A 16,747-nucleotide genomic window follows, 5' to 3' on the forward strand; every position below is an offset into this window, starting at 1 on the left:
TTTGGGGCGGGGTTGTGGTCTTCGCCGCCGGCTTCCCCAAAATTGGGGGTGCACTCAATTTTAAATCCCGCCAACCTGGGTGCTATTTGGCAGGCCCTGGGGGGGGCGGGAGGCAATCGCGCCTCCCGCCGGAACAAGCTACAGGCCAAGCAGCTTCGTTGTCGCGTTGACCATAGTGGCCATGGCCTCTTCTGGAATGGTCTGACCGGCAATGAGCTTGCGTTGAGCTTCGATCATTACGTCGAAAATCTTCACCGAGTTATCGCCTGGGAATGCGTACCAATCGACGGCACGATCGAGCTGCTGGAGCGAAGCTTTCTGCAGCGCGTGGGCATCAAAGAAGTCACCGAGCGCGCCGCCGGCTTTCACCACGTTCTGATTGACGGGCATATATCCGGAGTTCTCGACCAGAATCTTCTGGCCAGCGCCGCTCAACATAAACTTGAAGAATTCCCATACTTCTTTCTGCTTCTCGGGTTCGTCGGTCAGCATCATCAGACCGTTACCGGCTCCGGGGATTAGTCCCTCCTTGGACAGGACCGGAAGCGGCTTGATGTCGAAGTCGAAGTTTCCAGCGCTCTCCTTCACGACCTTGGGAATACCGGAGGCGGTGCGGACGTTGATGCCAAGAGTGCCGGCACTGAATGCCTGCCTTGCCTGTGCAGACGACATATCGACGGAACCGGAGCGACCAAACTCGGCGATAAGCTCGAGAGCTTTTTCGCCCGCGTCGCTGTTGAACATTATCGCTGAGTCGTCGGGGCTCATCATTCGCCCGCCATAACCCATCAGGAAAGTCTGAAACATCCAGGCCGAGGAGGAATCATATTCAAGATTGATTCCTATGATGTCCTTTTTCGAGCCCTGGATCTTTTTGGAAATTTCGAATATTTCCGGCCAGGTATTTGGGAAGCTGTCTGGATTAAATCCTGCAGCCTTGACCAGATCACGGTTGATGTACAACACCGGAATCGTCGTTGCATAGGGGACGGCGTAAACCTTCCCTTCCACTGAGACGGTGTCCTTCATTGCTGCTGGCAGACCCAGCGCTTCCCATCCGCCGTCTGCTTTGATGAATTGGTCGAGCGGTTGCGCCAATTTTCGGCTGGTAAGGAGCTTGGTATAGTTCAATGCCTGCTGAACGAAATCTGGCTTGTCACCAACGATTGCCTGGCGCAGCAACGTTTGGATGGCGGGTTCCCAATTGTCGCCCAGCGGAACTTGCCGGACGTCGATGCTGGGGAAGCGAGCTTCGAATTCCTGCTCTGCAGTGCCGTTGATTCCTTTGAGTGACGCAGACGATACGGTACCGAACTGCATACCGTTGCCCGCTGCATAGCTCGATCGTCCCGCAGCTCCCAAGATTGTCAATGCAGTGAGACCTGAAAGCAATTCTCTTCTGTTAATTTCCATAACCAACTCCTCGGTTCATCTATTTGTAGCCTTCGATCCGCGTCAATTGAGGGATCGCCATAACCTCACTTGACAGCTCCCCCGGTCAGCCCTTCAACGAACCACTTTTGAGCAGAGAGGAAGGCGATGATGAGTGGGAGGACGACTAGGGTGGATGCCGCCATAAGGGGACCGTAGTCATTCCCGGCCTCCTCGTTTTTGAAGACCATGATGCCGAGCGGCGGCGGCATCAGGTTCTGATCACGCACAGCGATCAGCGGCCAAAACAGGCTGTTCCAGTGGCTGACGACGGAGAAGATGCCAAAGGCGATGATGGCGGGCAGCGCCATCGGCACCATGATGCGCCAGACGATCCCAAGCTCAGAGAAGCCATCGAGCCTGGCGGCATAGACGACGTCGTCGGGGATCGTCTTGAAGAACTGGCGGAATAGGAAGATGCCGAAGGGCGAGACCACGTAAGGGAAAACCAGCGCTGCATAGCTGTTCAGAATCCCGAGCTTGGCACCGAGGATGAAGAGCGGCAGCGCCAGCACCTCGTGCGGCAGAAGAAGGGCGATCAGCACCAGCGCGAAGAGCAGGTTGCGGCCGGGGAAGTCCAGCTTAGCGAGTGCGTAGGCCGCCGGCGCACAAATGGCGATCTGGAGCGCCAGGATTGCGGCGCAGACTATGAGGCCGTTCAGCATGTAGCGCGGCAGCGGCGAACTCGTCAGCGCCTTGGTGTAGTTCTCGACGCCATAGAACTGCTGCGGCCAGAAGGAGAAGGAGGCGCGGAAGATTTCTCCCGGCGGCTTGATCGACAGCGACACCATCCAGACGAATGGAATGAGGATCAGCGCGCCAGTAATTAAAAGGACCGCATGGCGAACGATGGCCGATGGCGGTGCAAGGCGTTGCGCGCTCATTGGTAGTGAACCTTTTTATCCATCACACGCGCCTGGATCAGCGTGAGGGCTACAACAATGAAGAGAAAGACAACCGCGACCGAGGCGCCGTAGCCGGTCCGCAGATACTGGAAGCTCTCGCGGTAGAGCGTGTAGAGCAACATCTCCGAGGCATGGCCGGGCCCGCCCTGGGTTAGGACCTGCACTGTGTCGAAGGTCTCGAAGGCTTTCAGCGCCACGACAATGAAGATGAACATGGTGACAGGCCCGAGCATCGGCAGCGTTACGGTGCGCAGACGGTCGAGAAAGGCGTCCGCGCCATCGATGTCGGCGGCGTCATAGAGGTCCTGCGGAATGGACTTCAGCCCGGCGAGAAACAGCACCATCGCATAGCCGAGGTTCTGCCAGATGCCGATAATGGCGAGCACCGGCAGGACCGTGTTCTCGTCGCGCAGCCAATTGGCCGTCGGCAGGCCGAGACTGACAAGCGTTTGGTTGACGAGTCCGATGGTCGGATGCAGCAGCGCCTCCCACGCGATCGCCATGGCCGTCAGCGTTGCCATGAAGGGCAGGAAGTGGATGGCGCGGTAGAAGGCGCGGAACGACTTGCCGCTTTCGATGAGCAGGGCGATGGCGAGACCCAGAACGATGGTACCGGGCACGACGATCACGACATAAAGGATGGTGTTGACGAAGGAGGCGCGGAACCCCTCGTCGGCGAAGACTTCGCGGAAATTGGCGAGGCCAACGAAGGTGAACGAACTTGCGCCGAACTGCCAGTCGGTGAGCGCGATGAGGAAGACGGCGAAGACCGGCAGGAAGAACAGGACGACAAGCAGTAGAAGTGCGGGACCTGCGAGCGACCAGGTAGCGACGGTCTCCGCAAGGCGATGCCGGCGCAATGCGTCCGCTGAAGCCCGCGGCACTTGCGAGGATTTGACCTGTTTGGCAAATAGGGGAGCGCTCATGCTCATTGGAGCCGCTCCTTCATCTGCACGACCGTCGCACCCAGAAGGCCCTTCGGCCGCAGGCGCTGTCCGTCTGCCGCAAACAGCAGCAGACGCTCGGATTTGACGCCGAGATGCAGCGTCTGGCCGGAACTGATCTGCGGCGCACGTTCGGCAAGCAGTCGGGCGATGACGGGATGATCACCCCCAGGCACGTCCAGGTGGACGAACAGATCGGACCCCATGTGCTCGACCAGACGCACCGCGCCCGTCAAGACGTTCACACCATGGCTGTCGACGAGATGGAAAGCCTCCGGGCGGATACCGATCGAAAGGCTGCTACCCCGGTAAACATCTGCCGGAACCGCAAAAGCCGAGCCAGCGGTGCTGGCGAGACCGTCCTCGTGCAACTTTGCTTCCAGAATATTGATCTTTGGGGACCCGATGAACTCGGCCACGCGGCGGTCGTCGGGATTGGCATAGATCTCTTGCGGCGGCGCTACCTGCAGAAGCTCGCCATCAAGCATCACGGCCACCCGGTCGGACATGGTCATGGCTTCGGACTGGTCATGCGTCACATAGACGAAGGTGACGCCGAGCCGTTTGTGCAGTTCCTTGATCTCGGCGCGCATCTGAACGCGCAGCTTGGCATCGAGATTGGAGAGCGGCTCGTCCATCAGGAAGACCGCCGGCTGGCGCACCATGGCCCGGCCGACGGCCGCGCGCTGACGTTGGCCGCCGGACAGTTGACCGGGCTTGCGCGCCAGAAGGTGGCCGATGCCGAGCGCCTTGGCTGTCCGCATCACCTCGATCTCGATCTCGGCGGCAATCGCCTTCGTTCCCGGCAGGAAACCTCCGATCAGCGGCAGCCGCTGCCAGCCGGACAATCTACGCATCCGGAGCGGCACGCTCATGTTTTCCTGGACCGTCATATGCGGGTAAAGGGCATAGGACTGGAACACCATGGCCACGTCGCGCCACTTCGGACGCACGCTATCGACCACCCGCTCGCCGATCGCAACTGAGCCGGCGGTCTGCACCTCGAGCCCAGCGAGGATTCGCAGCAGCGTCGACTTCCCGCAGCCGGAAGGCCCGAGCAACGTCAGGAACTCGCCAGCCGCGATCTCAAGGGAGATGTCGCGGAGCACGGTTGTAACGCCGAAAGTCTTTTCGATTTTTTCGATAGTGATGGCCGCCATGGTGCTTTACCTCTTTCAGCCGAGCGCAGCGGAAAACCACCACCTTACTGAAACTGTTATCGCGACAGAAGATCAAAGGGTTTTGTTACAGGCGCGTGACATGTATCGAATATTGCGATAATTGACTCCTCAAATCGGGATAGATGAGCGCGAACAGGGGGTGAGATTTTTGGACGACGAAAAGGATCTGTCGCTCAATGCGGTGCGCGCCTTCGTGCAGGTGGCACGCGACAACAACGTTACGCGGGCATCGAAGACCCTTGGCATCACCCAGAGCTCGGTGAGCCGTCACCTTGCGGTGCTGGAGGAGTATTTCGGCGCCAAGCTGCTCGAACGGCGCGGCCGTCAGAGCCAGCTGACGGATTTCGGGCGGCTCTTTGCCGATGCTGTGGCCGAGCCGCTCGACACGATATTTTTTACGGCGAAGCGGATGCGTCGCGGTCACGGGAAAAATGCCAACCGGCTCGTCGTGAGGACGTCCCTCTCAACGTTCGCCTATACGCTGCTGATTCCCAATTTGAACGACTTCTCGAAGGAAATGGGCGGCGTCACGGTAGACGTCATCAGCACCCTGTCGGCCCCCGCCTCAACCGACAGCTTCGACGTGCTTCTGACGCGAGACCTGACGCTGACGGAACCGGGAGATCGCTGGGATTTTTACGACGAACAACTCGTCTGCGTCGGGGCGCCCGACTGTGTCGCCGGCCGCGGCCTCGAAGCGCTGCGCACCACCCCCGTGATTGCAGTGACCGCGCGGCCGGACATCCTGCCGACCTGGCTCCGCGGTATGGATCTGAAGACGTCGGACATCATCTCCGGGGCACGCTATGACCACCACTACCTGGCCCTCCCGGCGGTGACGACCGGTCAGACCTTGCTGGTAACGCCGTATATCGTCGTCGCGGACCTGATCAAACAGAGGCTTCTTGAGGTGCTTGCGGACTCGCGCGCACCGAGCGGCATGCAATACCGGGCCTATGCGGTTGATCGCAGCGGCAATCCGGATCTCGCCCGCGCCTTCTGCCGTTGGCTCACAAGGCTCTGCCGGAAAAAAACCGAGGAGGAGAGCACCGGGAAATAAGTGCTGGCCGCAATGATGTATCGAAAACCGCGATCATTTTAGCCGCTTTCCGCGATGCCAAAACTGGCGAGTAAATGGCGCTTCATTTAGCTCTGGGCATAAACTCCCCTGCTTGAGGAAAGTCCATTGCCCTTGCTCGCCAAACGACTGCTGGCTGTCCGCCCCTCCCAGACAAAAGCCATGACCGCCAAGGCGACGGCCTTACGCGAACAAGGTGTCGATATCGTCACGCTGAGCCAAGGTGAGCCAGACTTCGACACGCCAGAACCCGTCCAGCAGGCCGGCATCGCCGCCATCCTCAATGGCAAGACGCGCTATACGCCGGTCGCCGGAGTCAAGCCGCTGCGCGAGGCGATCCGGGAGAAACTCTCACGGGACAACGGGCTGGATTACGAGATCGATCAGATTACTGTCGGCTGTGGCGCCAAGCAGGTGGTCTTTAATGCACTCTTCGCCAGCCTCGATGCCGGGGACGAGGTCATCATCCCCACGCCCTGTTGGGTCTCTTATCCGGACATGGTGCGGCTCGCCGGCGGCGAACCGACGCTGGTCCCCTGCCCCGCGCGGTTGGGTTTCAAGCTGAAGCCGCAGGACCTGGAAGCGGCGATCACGCCGCGCACCAAATGGCTGATGCTGAATTCGCCGAACAATCCGACCGGCGCGGTCTATTCCAAGACCGAACTCGCCGTCCTGGCAGAAGTCCTGCGCCGGCATGCTCATGTCCACGTCCTTTCCGACGATATTTATGAGAAGCTAGTGTATGACGTGCCCTTCGCGACGATGGCCGAGGCTGCGCCGGACCTGATCGACCGCGTGCTGACGATCAACGGGGTTTCCAAGTCCAGCGCCATGACCGGATGGCGCCTCGGCTACGGTGCCGGTCCGAAAGACCTCATCAAGGCAATGAACACGATCGAGAGCCAGACCTCCTCGCATACCAGCTCGATCTCGCAGTATGCAGCCGTCGAGGCTATCGCAGGCGACCAGGACTACATCGTTGACTTCGTGACAGCCTTCCGTAAGCGTCGCGATCTCGTGGTCGAGCAGATCAATCGAGCCGAGGGCCTGAAGTGTCGCGTGCCGGACGGGGCCTTCTATGTCTTTGTCTCCTGCGTCGGCGTCATCGGCAAGGTGACCGGCAAGGGCAAGGCGATCGAGAGCGACATGGATTTCGCCATGTACCTCTTGGAGCAGTTCGGCGTCGCAGTCGTGCCCGGCAGCGGTTTCATGGCCTCACCCTACATCCGCATTTCCTATGCCGCGTCAGAAGACGAGCTGAAGCGCGCCTGCGCCCGCATCCTCGCAGCCTGTGCTGCACTTTCCGAAAGCGAGAAGACTCATGAGAAACGCCAAGCAATTGCGTGATCGTATGGAGGAACGCGGCCTCGTCCACATCATGGCCACCCATAGCCCGCTTTCGGCTATGCTGGCCGAGGAAGCGGGCTTCGACGGGCTCTGGGCCTCGGGCTTTGAGCTCTCCGCTCTTTACGGCCTGCCGGACATGAGCCTGATCTCGATGACCCAGCATCTTGAGATGCTTCGGGCGATCGCCTCCCGGTCGTCGCTGCCGATCGTCGCCGATATGGACACCGGCTACGGCAATGCGATCAATGTGATCCATGCCATTTCCGAATACGAGCGCGCCGGCGCCTCGGCCGTCGTCATAGAGGACAAGACCTTCCCGAAGGTCACCAGCCTCGCCGCCGGGGGCCGGCAAGAACTGATTCGGGTCGAGGAATTCCAGGGCAAAATCGAGGCGGCCATCAGCACGCGCGCCGATCCTGACTTCCTCGTCATCGCCCGCACCGAGGCGCTAATCGCCGGTCTCGGTCAGGAGGAAGCGCTTGCGCGCGCGAAGGCTTACATGCAAGCCGGGGCCGACATGATCCTGATCCATTCCAAGAAAAAGGATCCCTCCGAGATCGAGAGCTTCGTGCGGGCCTGGGACGGCGACGTGCCGCTCACGATCGTGCCGAATGCCTATCCAGAGCTTGATGCAACGCGTATCCAGGCGATTGGCAACATCCGGATGGTGATCTACGGCAACTACGGCATCCGCGCCGCCACGACCGCCATGCAGGACACCTTCCGCCGCATCGTCGCCGATGGCGGCGTGCAGAACGTCCACAGGGACATCGTTCCGGTCGAGGAGGTCTTCCGTCTGCAGAAGATGGACGAGGTTAAAGCCGCCGAAAAGCGGTTCCTGAGATAGGGTTGCCATGCGGCTGACGCCCGCTGCCAATAGGATAGCTGTCGCCTTCGCAGCCATGCCCTGCGGACTGAATGCTTTTCTTATGGCCCAAAAACATAACGGTACGGTGGAGCTCCGCTCTCGGTCACTTTATCAACCGCGCTGGGAATACCCCACGGTTTTGGCATGGCTGACGCTCATTAAGACCTAAGCAAGATGACATGTACTGCGATCCAGGGACGAAAAAATGGATAAACCTCGGTCAGAAACGAACCCGGTGAACGACGACGCCGAGATCGCGGTTTTCCTCGCTGGTCTCGGTTTGTATGGCGCGTGGGAGAGAAGCCCCGACCGTTGGCGGGAGGCTTACCAGTTCGGTCGCATGCTTGCGGAGCGGCTGGACACGCGGCCCTCCACCATCCACGAACTAATGAGGGGAAAGTCATGAGCGCACGCCAAGACGAGTTGGCATTCATGCCGATGACTGCTGTTCGAGATGCAGTCGCAAATGGCGACTTATGCCCCCTGAACTACGTGGATCATCTTCTTGCTCGGATCGAGGAGCTAGACCAGTCCATCCATTCGTTCCTAGCCTGTGATGCCGACCGTGCTCGAGAACGAGCACGGCATTTGCGAGATATGCGAAAGCGTTCTGACGGGCATTCGTCAATCGGTCGACTGTTTGGCGTTCCGTATGCCGTCAAGGATATCATCGATGTGAAAGGATACCCGACCACGGCGCAGTCGCGGATTATTCCCGCGGAGCCAGCTTCTACCAACGCGCCCGTGATCGATAGGCTGGACGCCTCCGGCGGCGTTTGTCTCGGCAAACTCGCCTTGTACGAATTTGCGATAGGCGGTAGTCCGACGTTCGATCTCCCCTGGCCACCCACAAGAAATCCGTGGAATCTGAATTATATGGCTGGCTCCTCATCGAGCGGCTCCGGCGCGGCTCTTGCTGCAGGCCTCGTTCCACTCACAATCGGAACCGACACGGGCGGCTCAATTCGCAGTCCTTCTATGATGAACGGAGTTGTTGGTCTAAAACTCACGCATGGAAGTCTCGACATGAGTGGCGTATTCCCGCTTGCGCCATCAATGGACACGGTCGGGCCGATGGCCAGATCTGTTACCGATGTATTCGAAGCGTTTGCCGCCATGACGGACACGAGCGCAAAAGGCGAAAAGCTCCGCATTCCGGAAAAGTTCAACCTTGGTATAGTGCGCCATTTCCACGAAACGGACCTTACGTGCGACATATCGGTTTCTCATGCGATAGAAAAATGCGTTGGCGCTGCCAACTCAGTTGGTTGGGCTGTCAATGATGTCAAGCTGTCGCCGTTACGCAGTTTTGACACTGCGGGTAGGGTGACCATGATCGCTGAAGCGTTCGCGATTCATAAGGGTTGGCTCTCGGAGAAGCCCGACCTTTACGGAGTGAATGCGGCAAGGTTTCTGATGAGCGGCGCGTTCATTTCATCGGAAGAGTACCTACGTGCTCAAAACATGCGCCGCCGTTTGACGCAAGAGGTTGAAGATGCGCTTGAACAGCATGACGCCCTGCTAACGGCCGTAAGTACACTTCCACCTTGCCGGATAGACGATCCGAACGCCTTGCAGCGATTGGCCGCGGCGTCAGTGCGCATACCCGCCAACGTCACGGGACATCCGGCCGTGGCTATACCGACCGGATTATCAGATGGTCTCCCCATCGGCGTTCAGCTTATCGGTCGCAAACACGACGAGCGGAAACTTTTGAGCATCGCAGCCGGCATGGAGCAAATGCTGGGCTTCACCTCAAAGCACCCTTATCCGGACGGGAGACGGCGCTGACTTGGAAGCAAGATGGCAAGAATTGCTCTCTCGAAGTGCTAAGGCCGAACGGATCGTAAACCTTCGCCCCTGACGCGCATGATGGTCTGGCGGCTGGTTGCGAACTTCTCGCGATGGCCGAAGCGCTCATCCCCCGTTGACAGATTCTCGCGCACTTCTTGTTTTTGTTTTTCACTGAGTGGGGATGATCGAGGAGCGCAAGGACATCACGCTGAACGACATGGTGGAGCGGTTCTTGGCCGAGCATTCGGTGCGGATCAGCCGCAGCGCGTTGAGTGCCTGGCTGCGCGGCCGCGGCTGGACATTCAAAAAAGTCCGCACATGCATGGAGCAGGATCGCCCCCGACATCCTGGAGCGCCGCCGCCCGGCCGCTACTCGGAATAATCCGCCACCCGGAATTATGCCGAAGCTCATGTAACCGAGGGCGCCGGCCTGAAGTCGGCCAGAAATCGGCCTGAAGCGTCAGGAACGTGCTGGACGCATGGGTAGCAAAGCGGCCGGCCGCGGTCGCTGATAAATGCAAGCGAACTGAAGATTTGACCCGGGGGCGTATTGCCTCAAGCAAAATGTTACCGATAGTGTCCCCGTTCCGAAAGGGATGGACAGGTCGTGCCATTCCGGTTCGGGGGACGGATGGCGGGGCTCAGCATGGCGACACGTCGGAACTGACAGCGGTGATCGTGGAGCGTTATCGAGCGGCGTGTCGAGATGACAAGCGGCGCATTCTGGATGAGTTCGTGGCGGTAACCGGCTATCATCGCAAGCACGCGATCCGTGTTATGAACCGTCGTGAGCAGAGGCCGTCTCGGGCAAGAGCCACAGCCGCTGTTACGGCAGCGATGTCCGCGAGGCGCTCATCGTATTGTGGGAGGCTTCGGAGCGGCTGTGTTCCAAAAGTCTTAAGCCGTTGATCCCTGTCTTATTGCCTGCGCTTGAGCGACATGGCCGGTTAGCACTCGATGAGGCGCTCCGCGGCAACTGCTAACAGTGAGCCCGGCGACGATAGATCGGCTTTTAACCGAGGTCCGCATCGTCGCTCGCGGCGGCCAGCGCCGCCGGGCAGGAATGAGTTCGGCAGTTCGCCGCTCGGTGCCAGTTCGCACCTTCGGCGATTGGAATGATCCGCCGCCCGGCTTTGTTGAGGTCGATTTTGTGGCGCATTCGGGCACGTCTTCGTCGGGGAGCTTCGTGCAGACGATGGTGCTGACCGACATTGCCACCGGCTGGACTGAATGCATTCCGGTCCGCACGCGCGACAGCGGCAATGTGATCATGGCGATCAAGCAGGCCCGCTCGCGGTTTCCCTTTCCACTGCTGGGTGTCGACTTTGACAACGACAGCGCTTTCATGAACGCGTTGGTCGTTTCCTGGTGCCGCAGCGAGGATCTGGAGATGACACGCTCTCGCGCTTATCGAAAGAACGACCAAGCGCCTGTGGAGCAGAAGAACGGCGCCAAGTGCGCCGCCTGGTGGGCTATGGCCGGTTTGTCGGCATGGATGTGTCACTTGGCACTTAATTAGGTTCTTCCTCACTTTGTGTGGTTCATCTGCCGTTAGCGACGGGGTCGCTATGGGCGGGCATGCGAACGAAATCGAAATGGTCGCTCGGCCCAGGGGTGAAAATTCTGGGTGTCGCGCCCATTGACGATGATGAAGGTTGGGTTGTTTCCGCTGCCGGAGCCGCAATCGGCATTTGCCCCGATTGTGGACGGCGAAGCCGAAGTCGGCATGGCTGGTCCCGCCGCCGCCTCCAGGATCTGCCGGTCCAAGGCAAGCCCGTGATAGTGAAGCTCCTGCTGAGCCGCTGGCAATGCCCGCATCAAGAATGTGAGCGACAAACGTTCACCGACCGTCTGCCGACGGTCGCTGCTCCTTATGCGCGCCGGACGACAAGGGTCGTTGAGATTGTCGGCTTGCTCGGCCACAGCACGGGCGGCCGTCCTGGCGAGCGCTTGATGCACCGGCTCGGCATGCAGATCAGCGACGACACCATCCTGCGGCAACTGAAGCGGGATGCCGCAGTGGCTCACCGCAGTGACACCGAGGTTCGAGTGGTGGGCATCGATGACTGGAGTTGGCGGCGCGCGACAAGCTATGGGACCATCATGATTGATCTCGAGCGCCGCTCGGTTGTCGACATTCTGGATGATCGGAGCGTCGGGAGTGCAGCCACGTGGCTGCGTGACCACCCTTCCGTCGAGATCGTCAGTCGGGACCGCTGCGGCCTGTATGCGCAGGCCGTCCGTGAAGGCGCACCGCAGGCCCGGCAGGTCGCCGATCGGTTTCATCTGATCCAAAACCTTCGCTCGGCAATCGAAGAACAGATGAGCCTTTCCGGACGTGCCACCGGCAGGGCGATCCTGTCGGAGGACGCAATCGTTGACGCTGCCACACATCGCCGGCGCGCGCGCCTCGCGCATAGGCAATCTCGCCAGGAGATATTCGCCGTGCTCCACGCCTTACGCGACGAGGGACTGTCCTATAGCGAGATCGCCCGACGGACCGGCTATGAACGTCGCAGTGTAACGAAGTGGCTCAAGTTCAAGGCTCCGCCAGACAGGCGGCGAGCAGCACTGAATCCAACATCGCCTTGGTATTTCGAAGCCTTCCTTGCCCAATGCTGGAAGGAGGGAAACCGGCGCGGGCGCCATCTGTTTCATGACGTCAAGCGGCGCGGCTACACCGGCAGCTTCGCCAATCTGGAGCGGCTTCTCGGAGCCTGGCGGCGAGCCGAAACGGAGCAGACCGATGTTGTGCCGCCCACGGCTTTGAAGTCGGAGCCGGTTCGAGATCCGGACACCGGTCATGCGATCTCGCCGGTGATTGCTGCAGCGCTGTGCATCAAGCCGCGAGGCCTGCTTACGAAGAGGCAGGCAAGGAAGGTCGATGCCCTGAAGCAGGGATCTGAGGCTTTCGCCGAGATGCGACGCTTGGCGATGCGCTTCAATGGCGTCCTTCGTGGCAAGAGATCAGCACCACTGGATGCGTGGATCGACGATGCGATCGACTCCGAACTCATCCCGATCATGCGGTTCGCTCGCGTCCTGCGTAGGGACATCGATGCCGTCAACAACGCCATCGAGCTGCCCTGGAGCAACGGACAGGCCGAAGGCCAGATCAACCGCCTCAAGACCCTCAAGCGCGCAATGTACGGTCGGGCCGGTCCTGAACTCCTGAGAGCACGAATGCTGCCGCCGCTCCACACAAAGTGAGGAAGAACCTAATTAACTGCAAAGCGACACCACCATAAGTAATTTCCAATCCCGGCGCCCGCACCAAGGCACCGACAACAATCCAGGCATAGGGCACCAGCGAACGCGGCTAAATCTTCGAGGTCGAGCCATCGCCGCGTTTCGGCCTAACAAGGGACGAAATCCTCTTGTCCAGTTCATCCAAAGTCGCCATCAGACGATTCACTTGGGACAACGTGTTCGTCATCTCTGGACCGTACCGGGTGACTACATACTCCCGTGCGGATGTCATCTGCTCGAGATGCTGCTGCGTGCGCTTGCGCAGAACCAGACCGGACTTCTTCGCACGTTCCACCCGCTTGGAAAGGTCATGCTGGAAGCCACGTATTTCGGCAGCATGAACGCCGGCTTCCCGAAGGAAAACGTTTAAGTAGAGTTCGATGGCATGAACAGCGACAAGCCGGCAAGGCGCCAAGGATAGCCCATTCAGTTTGCGGGCGAGGAGACTGTGCGCAGCCTCACGATATTCACTTGCCAGCCGAATGATCTGCGCTGTGTCGGCACCTTCGCCTGGGTAAGCCCCTTCGCCCATCTACTGCGCCCCACGGTATGCTCTACTGGCGAGCATTGCTTAATTGCTGCTGTTCCGCAAGGTGAATGGTTCCGGGTGAACTCGTGAGTTACGGGACACCGTCAAAGGAGATAGTGGCGATCGCCGAGGAGTTTCGATGATTGTCGCCCGACCACACAGGATTGCGCGCCTCTTCCTTCCCCAGTGCTCACATAGAAGGCGCTTTCATAGGGCATGGTCGCTCTGACGACTCCCTCTCACTTTTCTAAAGAATACACCGTCGCTTCATCCGCGCGTTCTCTGACGCCCTTGAACGAGGGATGCCGGAGTTTCTGGTCGTCGGTCCAGGCGCGATATTCGATCTCAGCGATCAGTAGCGGTTCGGTAAAGACGGCATTCTTCCGCTTCAGGCTCACCGCAGGCGTTTTCGTTACGACGCCTTCGAGCAGCTTGCGCAGATCGGTCGACATTTCGTGCGTGAAGCCGGTTCCTACGCCGCCGACGTAGACCAGCCCGTCGCCCTTGCGCGCGGCCAGTAGCAGCCGCCCTAGCGCGCCAGGCACGGCCTCTGATGGCTCGAAGCCAACGATCACGAAGCTGTCGCGGCGATTGCAAGTGATTTTCCGCCAATGATCGTTCCGGCCGGAGCGATAAGGCCTCCCGCGATGCTTCGCTATGATGCCTTCGAGGCCATGCGCGCACGCGACGCGGAAGAACTCTTCCCCGTCCGCATCGACCTCCTCCGAAAGCCGGATCGCGCCACAGCGGCCGGCGACGATCGGCTGAAGGAGTCGCCGGCGCTCGTGCTGCGGCAGTCGCCGCAGATCGCGTCCGTCAAGGTAGAGGAGATCGAAGGCATAGAAGATGATTTCGCCGGGTTCATGCGCGGCCGGCCGGCGCCCGAGTGCGCGCTGGAGCATGCCGAAGTCAGAGCGCCCTTGTCGTCGAGCACGACCGCTTCACCGTCGAGGATGGCGGTCCTCAGCCCGAGCTCCCGCGTCTCGGCTGCAATCGTCGGAAAGCGGCTGGTCCAGTCGTAGCCCCCGCGCGTGATAACCCGTGTCCTGTTTGGCTCAATGTGGACGGCGAGCCGGTAGCCGTCCCATTTCACTTCGAAGGCCCAATCCGCCCCCTTCGGCGGCTTGTCGAAGAGCATCGCCAAGCATGGATCGACGCGGGCCGGCATCGGGTCCGGCGGAGGCGTGTCGGGCGGCTTTTTCGAGGATGCTCTGGTCATTCGGCCATTAACGCACAATCCCGCGAAAAATGCCGGTTCAGCGAGGTTGCACTACCCTTGAGCGGCGAGCGTTTCGACCAAGCTTGCGAAACGCCGACGGACCTTCATGTCGCGAATTCGTGCGAATGCCCGGTTCAGGGCAAGACCCTCCTCGCTGGACAGAAAGTCCGTCAGGTCTTTATTCGGATTCGGCTTGTCGGACGTGTCGTCCTGGCGGCCGGGCATCTCTTCGAAAAAGTACGACGGCGGCACGCCGAGCGCGGCCGCTATCTCGTTGAGGCGGCTTGCACTAACTCTATTGGTCCCCCTCTCGTATTTCTGCACCTGCTGAAACGTCACTCCGATTGCGTCGGCAAGCGTTGTCTGCGTCATGGCAATCCAAACGCGCCGCATGCGGATTCCGCGGCCGACATGAATATCGATCGGGTTTGGGGCCTTTATTATCGGACGACTGAGCACTCGATTCTTCCTACTGCATTTTCACGTTTTCGGTCCAATGCGTCGCGGATGAGCCAATGTAGAGATACCGGCCGATCGAGCACCTCCACCCGCGGACATCGAATCCATCATCGCCGCCTAGGCGCCCCGTGGGCTCAAGCTGACGCCATGGCCGAAAATCATAGAGCAGCTGACGAATAAATATAAGGTCCTCGAACCGCTTGGGCTCGAGAGCTTCGAATTGCAGCGGGTTAACAGTGCGCGTGAAATTGACCTTCCCCATGGACTAGCTTCCAGACAGATTTTGGCTAGTGGATAACGCCGCCGGGGAAATGGGCCTCCCAGGGCAGTTCGAACTCCGCAACGTAATCGTACGGTCGCTTGTATTTTTCGGCCATCGTGAGCATCACTGCCTCTAGCGCACGTTCGGACAGCAGCAGGCGCGCCTCCGTGAAGGCGTGCCGGTCGTCTTCCTCGAAGTGCTTTTTTGTATTCTGGATATGCACGCGATTCCGCAGTTTCCGTAACTCGTCGAGGTCGTCGTAAAAATCGCTGTTCAGGCCGAACAAATCGTTCTTGCGCGCGCTCGCGATGTACTTGCCCATTTCGTCGATCGTTTTCGACCGCACACCCAAGAGCACGTCGTCCTCTACGTTCGTGACGCCTTCGCGAGTGAACTCCTTCATCCGAAAATGGAAGTCGTAGAGGATCGCCTCGATAATAGAGACGTTCATAATCGTGATGGGCTTCTGCATAAAGAGCCGGTGCTGCTCGTTGGCGCCAGCCCGCTGCTTATACATCATCTTCAGGATTTTCAGATTGTACGAGATATTGTCGCCGAGCTTGAAGCTGCCCATAAACGTACTGTTGATCAGAATCATTTTTTGCTCCCCTTTTTCGCACGATACCATCACACGGGAGCATCGCGTTCTCCAAACCCCATTCCGGCTGTCGGAAAACAGCGGCCCGCTATCCTCGCAAGGGCGGCGCCAGAGCGCCGCCATTTGCTTGTTCAAGCCCAGCCATTCGGCGACCTGGCTGGCAGCGAGTTCCCAACTCGGTTGACAGCCGGGAGGCGGAGAAATTCTGCGAATTTAGGGAGGTCGCTCCGCAACCTGCCGGCGCGCTAAATAGCGCTGAAGATTCCGCGCCATTTGTCGATGACAGTCACACCGATGCTAGCGGCATATCTGTAGAAACTACCGTTGAGGGCTGCAGCGCAGCCTGCACGCAATGTCGGCTTTGGGAGAAGGTTCGGTTCGGGAGATGCCAGCAATGGGTCAGGCGTGCCGGTCCATGAACGAAAGGCCGGCGTCGGTGATGCCAAGCGAACGCTGACTGCCCTGTGCGAGGACGGGATAGTGGATCTCCGCAAGCCCAAGGTCGAGAAGCCGTCTAACCCGTCGCCACGGCAAGCCCTGAACGCCCGCTCCGGCTCCTTCTCGGGATCGATGTGCAAAACGATGCGGGCGACTTCACGCCAATCGGCGTCTTCGGCCGCGGCGTCGAGCAGGCGCATATAGGTAAGCAGGCGCTCTTCGTCGTATCCGGTCAGGACCGAAGAAGTAAGCGCCACGTCGGCGACATTGGGGTCAAGCAAAGGTGGGCGCATTGCCACCTTCTAGCGCCAGCTGGTTGCCGGCGCAAAGAGCCCACACTTCATGGACGCTACTTCCATCTCATCTTCTGAGGTGGCCGCCCCAGGCCCGCACGTCTTGCGGTCCGCTAGGAAAGGTCGTTAGATCAGATAGATTCGGGTGGCTG

General features: G+C 59.6%; 13 protein-coding genes and 3 pseudogenes. 7 read left to right on the top strand and 9 right to left on the bottom strand.

Annotated features, from left to right (window positions below; genetic code table 11):
* Positions 1-138: 138 nt before the first annotated feature.
* From AC0L28_RS30930 to AC0L28_RS30945, 4 genes are all read right to left on the bottom strand, one after another.
* Entirely contained in the window at positions 139-1,413 is a 1,275-nt protein-coding gene (locus AC0L28_RS30930; protein WP_473482102.1) for an extracellular solute-binding protein, read from the bottom strand.
* A gap of 65 nt (positions 1,414-1,478) precedes the next feature.
* A complete protein-coding gene (locus AC0L28_RS30935; RefSeq protein ID WP_473482104.1) occupies positions 1,479-2,315 on the bottom strand; it encodes a carbohydrate ABC transporter permease in 837 nt (278 codons plus the stop codon).
* Positions 2,312-3,268 carry a carbohydrate ABC transporter permease gene (locus AC0L28_RS30940; RefSeq protein WP_473482106.1) on the bottom strand — a complete coding sequence of 319 codons (957 nt, stop codon included), beginning with the start codon at positions 3,266-3,268 and terminating at the stop codon, positions 2,312-2,314. Before AC0L28_RS30940 ends, AC0L28_RS30935 begins: the two co-directional genes overlap by 4 nt.
* Positions 3,265-4,440 carry an ABC transporter ATP-binding protein gene (locus AC0L28_RS30945; RefSeq protein ID WP_473482108.1) on the bottom strand — a complete coding sequence of 392 codons (1,176 nt, stop codon included), beginning with the start codon at positions 4,438-4,440 and terminating at the stop codon, positions 3,265-3,267. Before AC0L28_RS30945 ends, AC0L28_RS30940 begins: the two co-directional genes overlap by 4 nt.
* Before the next feature lie 169 nt (positions 4,441-4,609).
* On the opposite strand from AC0L28_RS30945, the gene AC0L28_RS30950 reads away from it, so the two are divergent.
* The 7 genes and pseudogenes from AC0L28_RS30950 to AC0L28_RS30980 all read left to right on the top strand — a co-directional run bounded on the left by AC0L28_RS30950 (position 4,610) and on the right by AC0L28_RS30980 (position 12,758).
* Entirely contained in the window at positions 4,610-5,521 is a 912-nt protein-coding gene (locus AC0L28_RS30950; protein ID WP_473482110.1) for a LysR family transcriptional regulator, read from the top strand.
* Between the two features lie 180 nt (positions 5,522-5,701).
* A complete protein-coding gene (locus AC0L28_RS30955; RefSeq protein ID WP_473482191.1) occupies positions 5,702-6,886 on the top strand; it encodes a pyridoxal phosphate-dependent aminotransferase in 1,185 nt (394 codons plus the stop codon).
* The gene (locus tag AC0L28_RS30960) at positions 6,861-7,733 is read left to right on the top strand and encodes an isocitrate lyase/phosphoenolpyruvate mutase family protein (RefSeq protein WP_473482112.1); all 873 of its coding nucleotides are present in this window, start codon (positions 6,861-6,863) and stop codon (positions 7,731-7,733) included. The genes AC0L28_RS30955 and AC0L28_RS30960 overlap by 26 nt, the downstream gene beginning before the upstream one ends.
* Positions 7,734-8,156: 423 nt before the next feature.
* On the top strand, positions 8,157-9,545 hold the full coding sequence (locus AC0L28_RS30965) for an amidase (RefSeq protein ID WP_473482114.1): 1,389 nt from the start codon (positions 8,157-8,159) through the stop codon (positions 9,543-9,545).
* Positions 9,546-9,723: 178 nt separating this feature from the next.
* Positions 9,724-9,888 (top strand): annotated as a pseudogene (locus tag AC0L28_RS30970) (IS630 family transposase); the annotation flags it as partial.
* Positions 9,889-10,533: 645 nt separating this feature from the next.
* On the top strand, positions 10,534-11,067 hold the full coding sequence (locus AC0L28_RS30975) for a DDE-type integrase/transposase/recombinase (protein ID WP_473482116.1): 534 nt from the start codon (positions 10,534-10,536) through the stop codon (positions 11,065-11,067).
* Between the two features lie 59 nt (positions 11,068-11,126).
* Positions 11,127-12,758, top strand: coding sequence for an ISL3 family transposase (locus tag AC0L28_RS30980; RefSeq protein ID WP_473482118.1), 1,632 nt, complete (start codon positions 11,127-11,129; stop codon positions 12,756-12,758).
* Positions 12,759-12,867: 109 nt separating this feature from the next.
* Here the strand turns inward: AC0L28_RS30980 and AC0L28_RS30985 are convergent, their stop codons facing one another.
* The 5 genes and pseudogenes from AC0L28_RS30985 to AC0L28_RS31005 all read right to left on the bottom strand — a co-directional run.
* On the bottom strand, positions 12,868-13,329 hold the full coding sequence (locus tag AC0L28_RS30985) for a hypothetical protein (RefSeq protein ID WP_473482120.1): 462 nt from the start codon (positions 13,327-13,329) through the stop codon (positions 12,868-12,870).
* A gap of 236 nt (positions 13,330-13,565) precedes the next feature.
* Positions 13,566-14,545, bottom strand: a pseudogene (ligD, locus tag AC0L28_RS30990) (non-homologous end-joining DNA ligase).
* 51 nt (positions 14,546-14,596) lie between these two features.
* Positions 14,597-15,004: a helix-turn-helix domain-containing protein gene (locus AC0L28_RS30995; RefSeq protein WP_473482123.1), complete on the bottom strand. Its 408-nt coding sequence runs from the start codon at positions 15,002-15,004 to the stop codon at positions 14,597-14,599.
* 287 nt (positions 15,005-15,291) lie between these two features.
* Positions 15,292-15,864 (bottom strand): hypothetical protein, encoded by a 573-nt coding sequence (locus AC0L28_RS31000; RefSeq protein ID WP_473482125.1) that lies wholly within the window; start codon positions 15,862-15,864, stop codon positions 15,292-15,294.
* 533 nt (positions 15,865-16,397) lie between these two features.
* Positions 16,398-16,595, bottom strand: a pseudogene (locus AC0L28_RS31005) (DUF2285 domain-containing protein); the annotation flags it as partial.
* Positions 16,596-16,747 lie beyond the last annotated feature (152 nt).

Source organism: Mesorhizobium sp. WSM4847 (assembly GCF_055811335.1).

Coding starts and splice junctions, on each gene's coding strand:
- AC0L28_RS30930 (WP_473482102.1), bottom strand. CDS start 1,413: ATGGAAATTAACAGAAGAGAATTGCTTTCAGGTCTCACTGCATTGACA.
- AC0L28_RS30935 (WP_473482104.1), bottom strand. CDS start 2,315: ATGAGCGCGCAACGCCTTGCACCGCCATCGGCCATCGTTCGCCATGCG.
- AC0L28_RS30940 (WP_473482106.1), bottom strand. CDS start 3,268: ATGAGCATGAGCGCTCCCCTATTTGCCAAACAGGTCAAATCCTCGCAA.
- AC0L28_RS30945 (WP_473482108.1), bottom strand. CDS start 4,440: ATGGCGGCCATCACTATCGAAAAAATCGAAAAGACTTTCGGCGTTACA.
- AC0L28_RS30955 (WP_473482191.1), top strand. CDS start 5,702: ATGACCGCCAAGGCGACGGCCTTACGCGAACAAGGTGTCGATATCGTC.
- AC0L28_RS30960 (WP_473482112.1), top strand. CDS start 6,861: ATGAGAAACGCCAAGCAATTGCGTGATCGTATGGAGGAACGCGGCCTC.
- AC0L28_RS30965 (WP_473482114.1), top strand. CDS start 8,157: ATGAGCGCACGCCAAGACGAGTTGGCATTCATGCCGATGACTGCTGTT.
- AC0L28_RS30980 (WP_473482118.1), top strand. CDS start 11,127: ATGCGAACGAAATCGAAATGGTCGCTCGGCCCAGGGGTGAAAATTCTG.
- AC0L28_RS30985 (WP_473482120.1), bottom strand. CDS start 13,329: ATGGGCGAAGGGGCTTACCCAGGCGAAGGTGCCGACACAGCGCAGATC.
- AC0L28_RS31000 (WP_473482125.1), bottom strand. CDS start 15,864: ATGATTCTGATCAACAGTACGTTTATGGGCAGCTTCAAGCTCGGCGAC.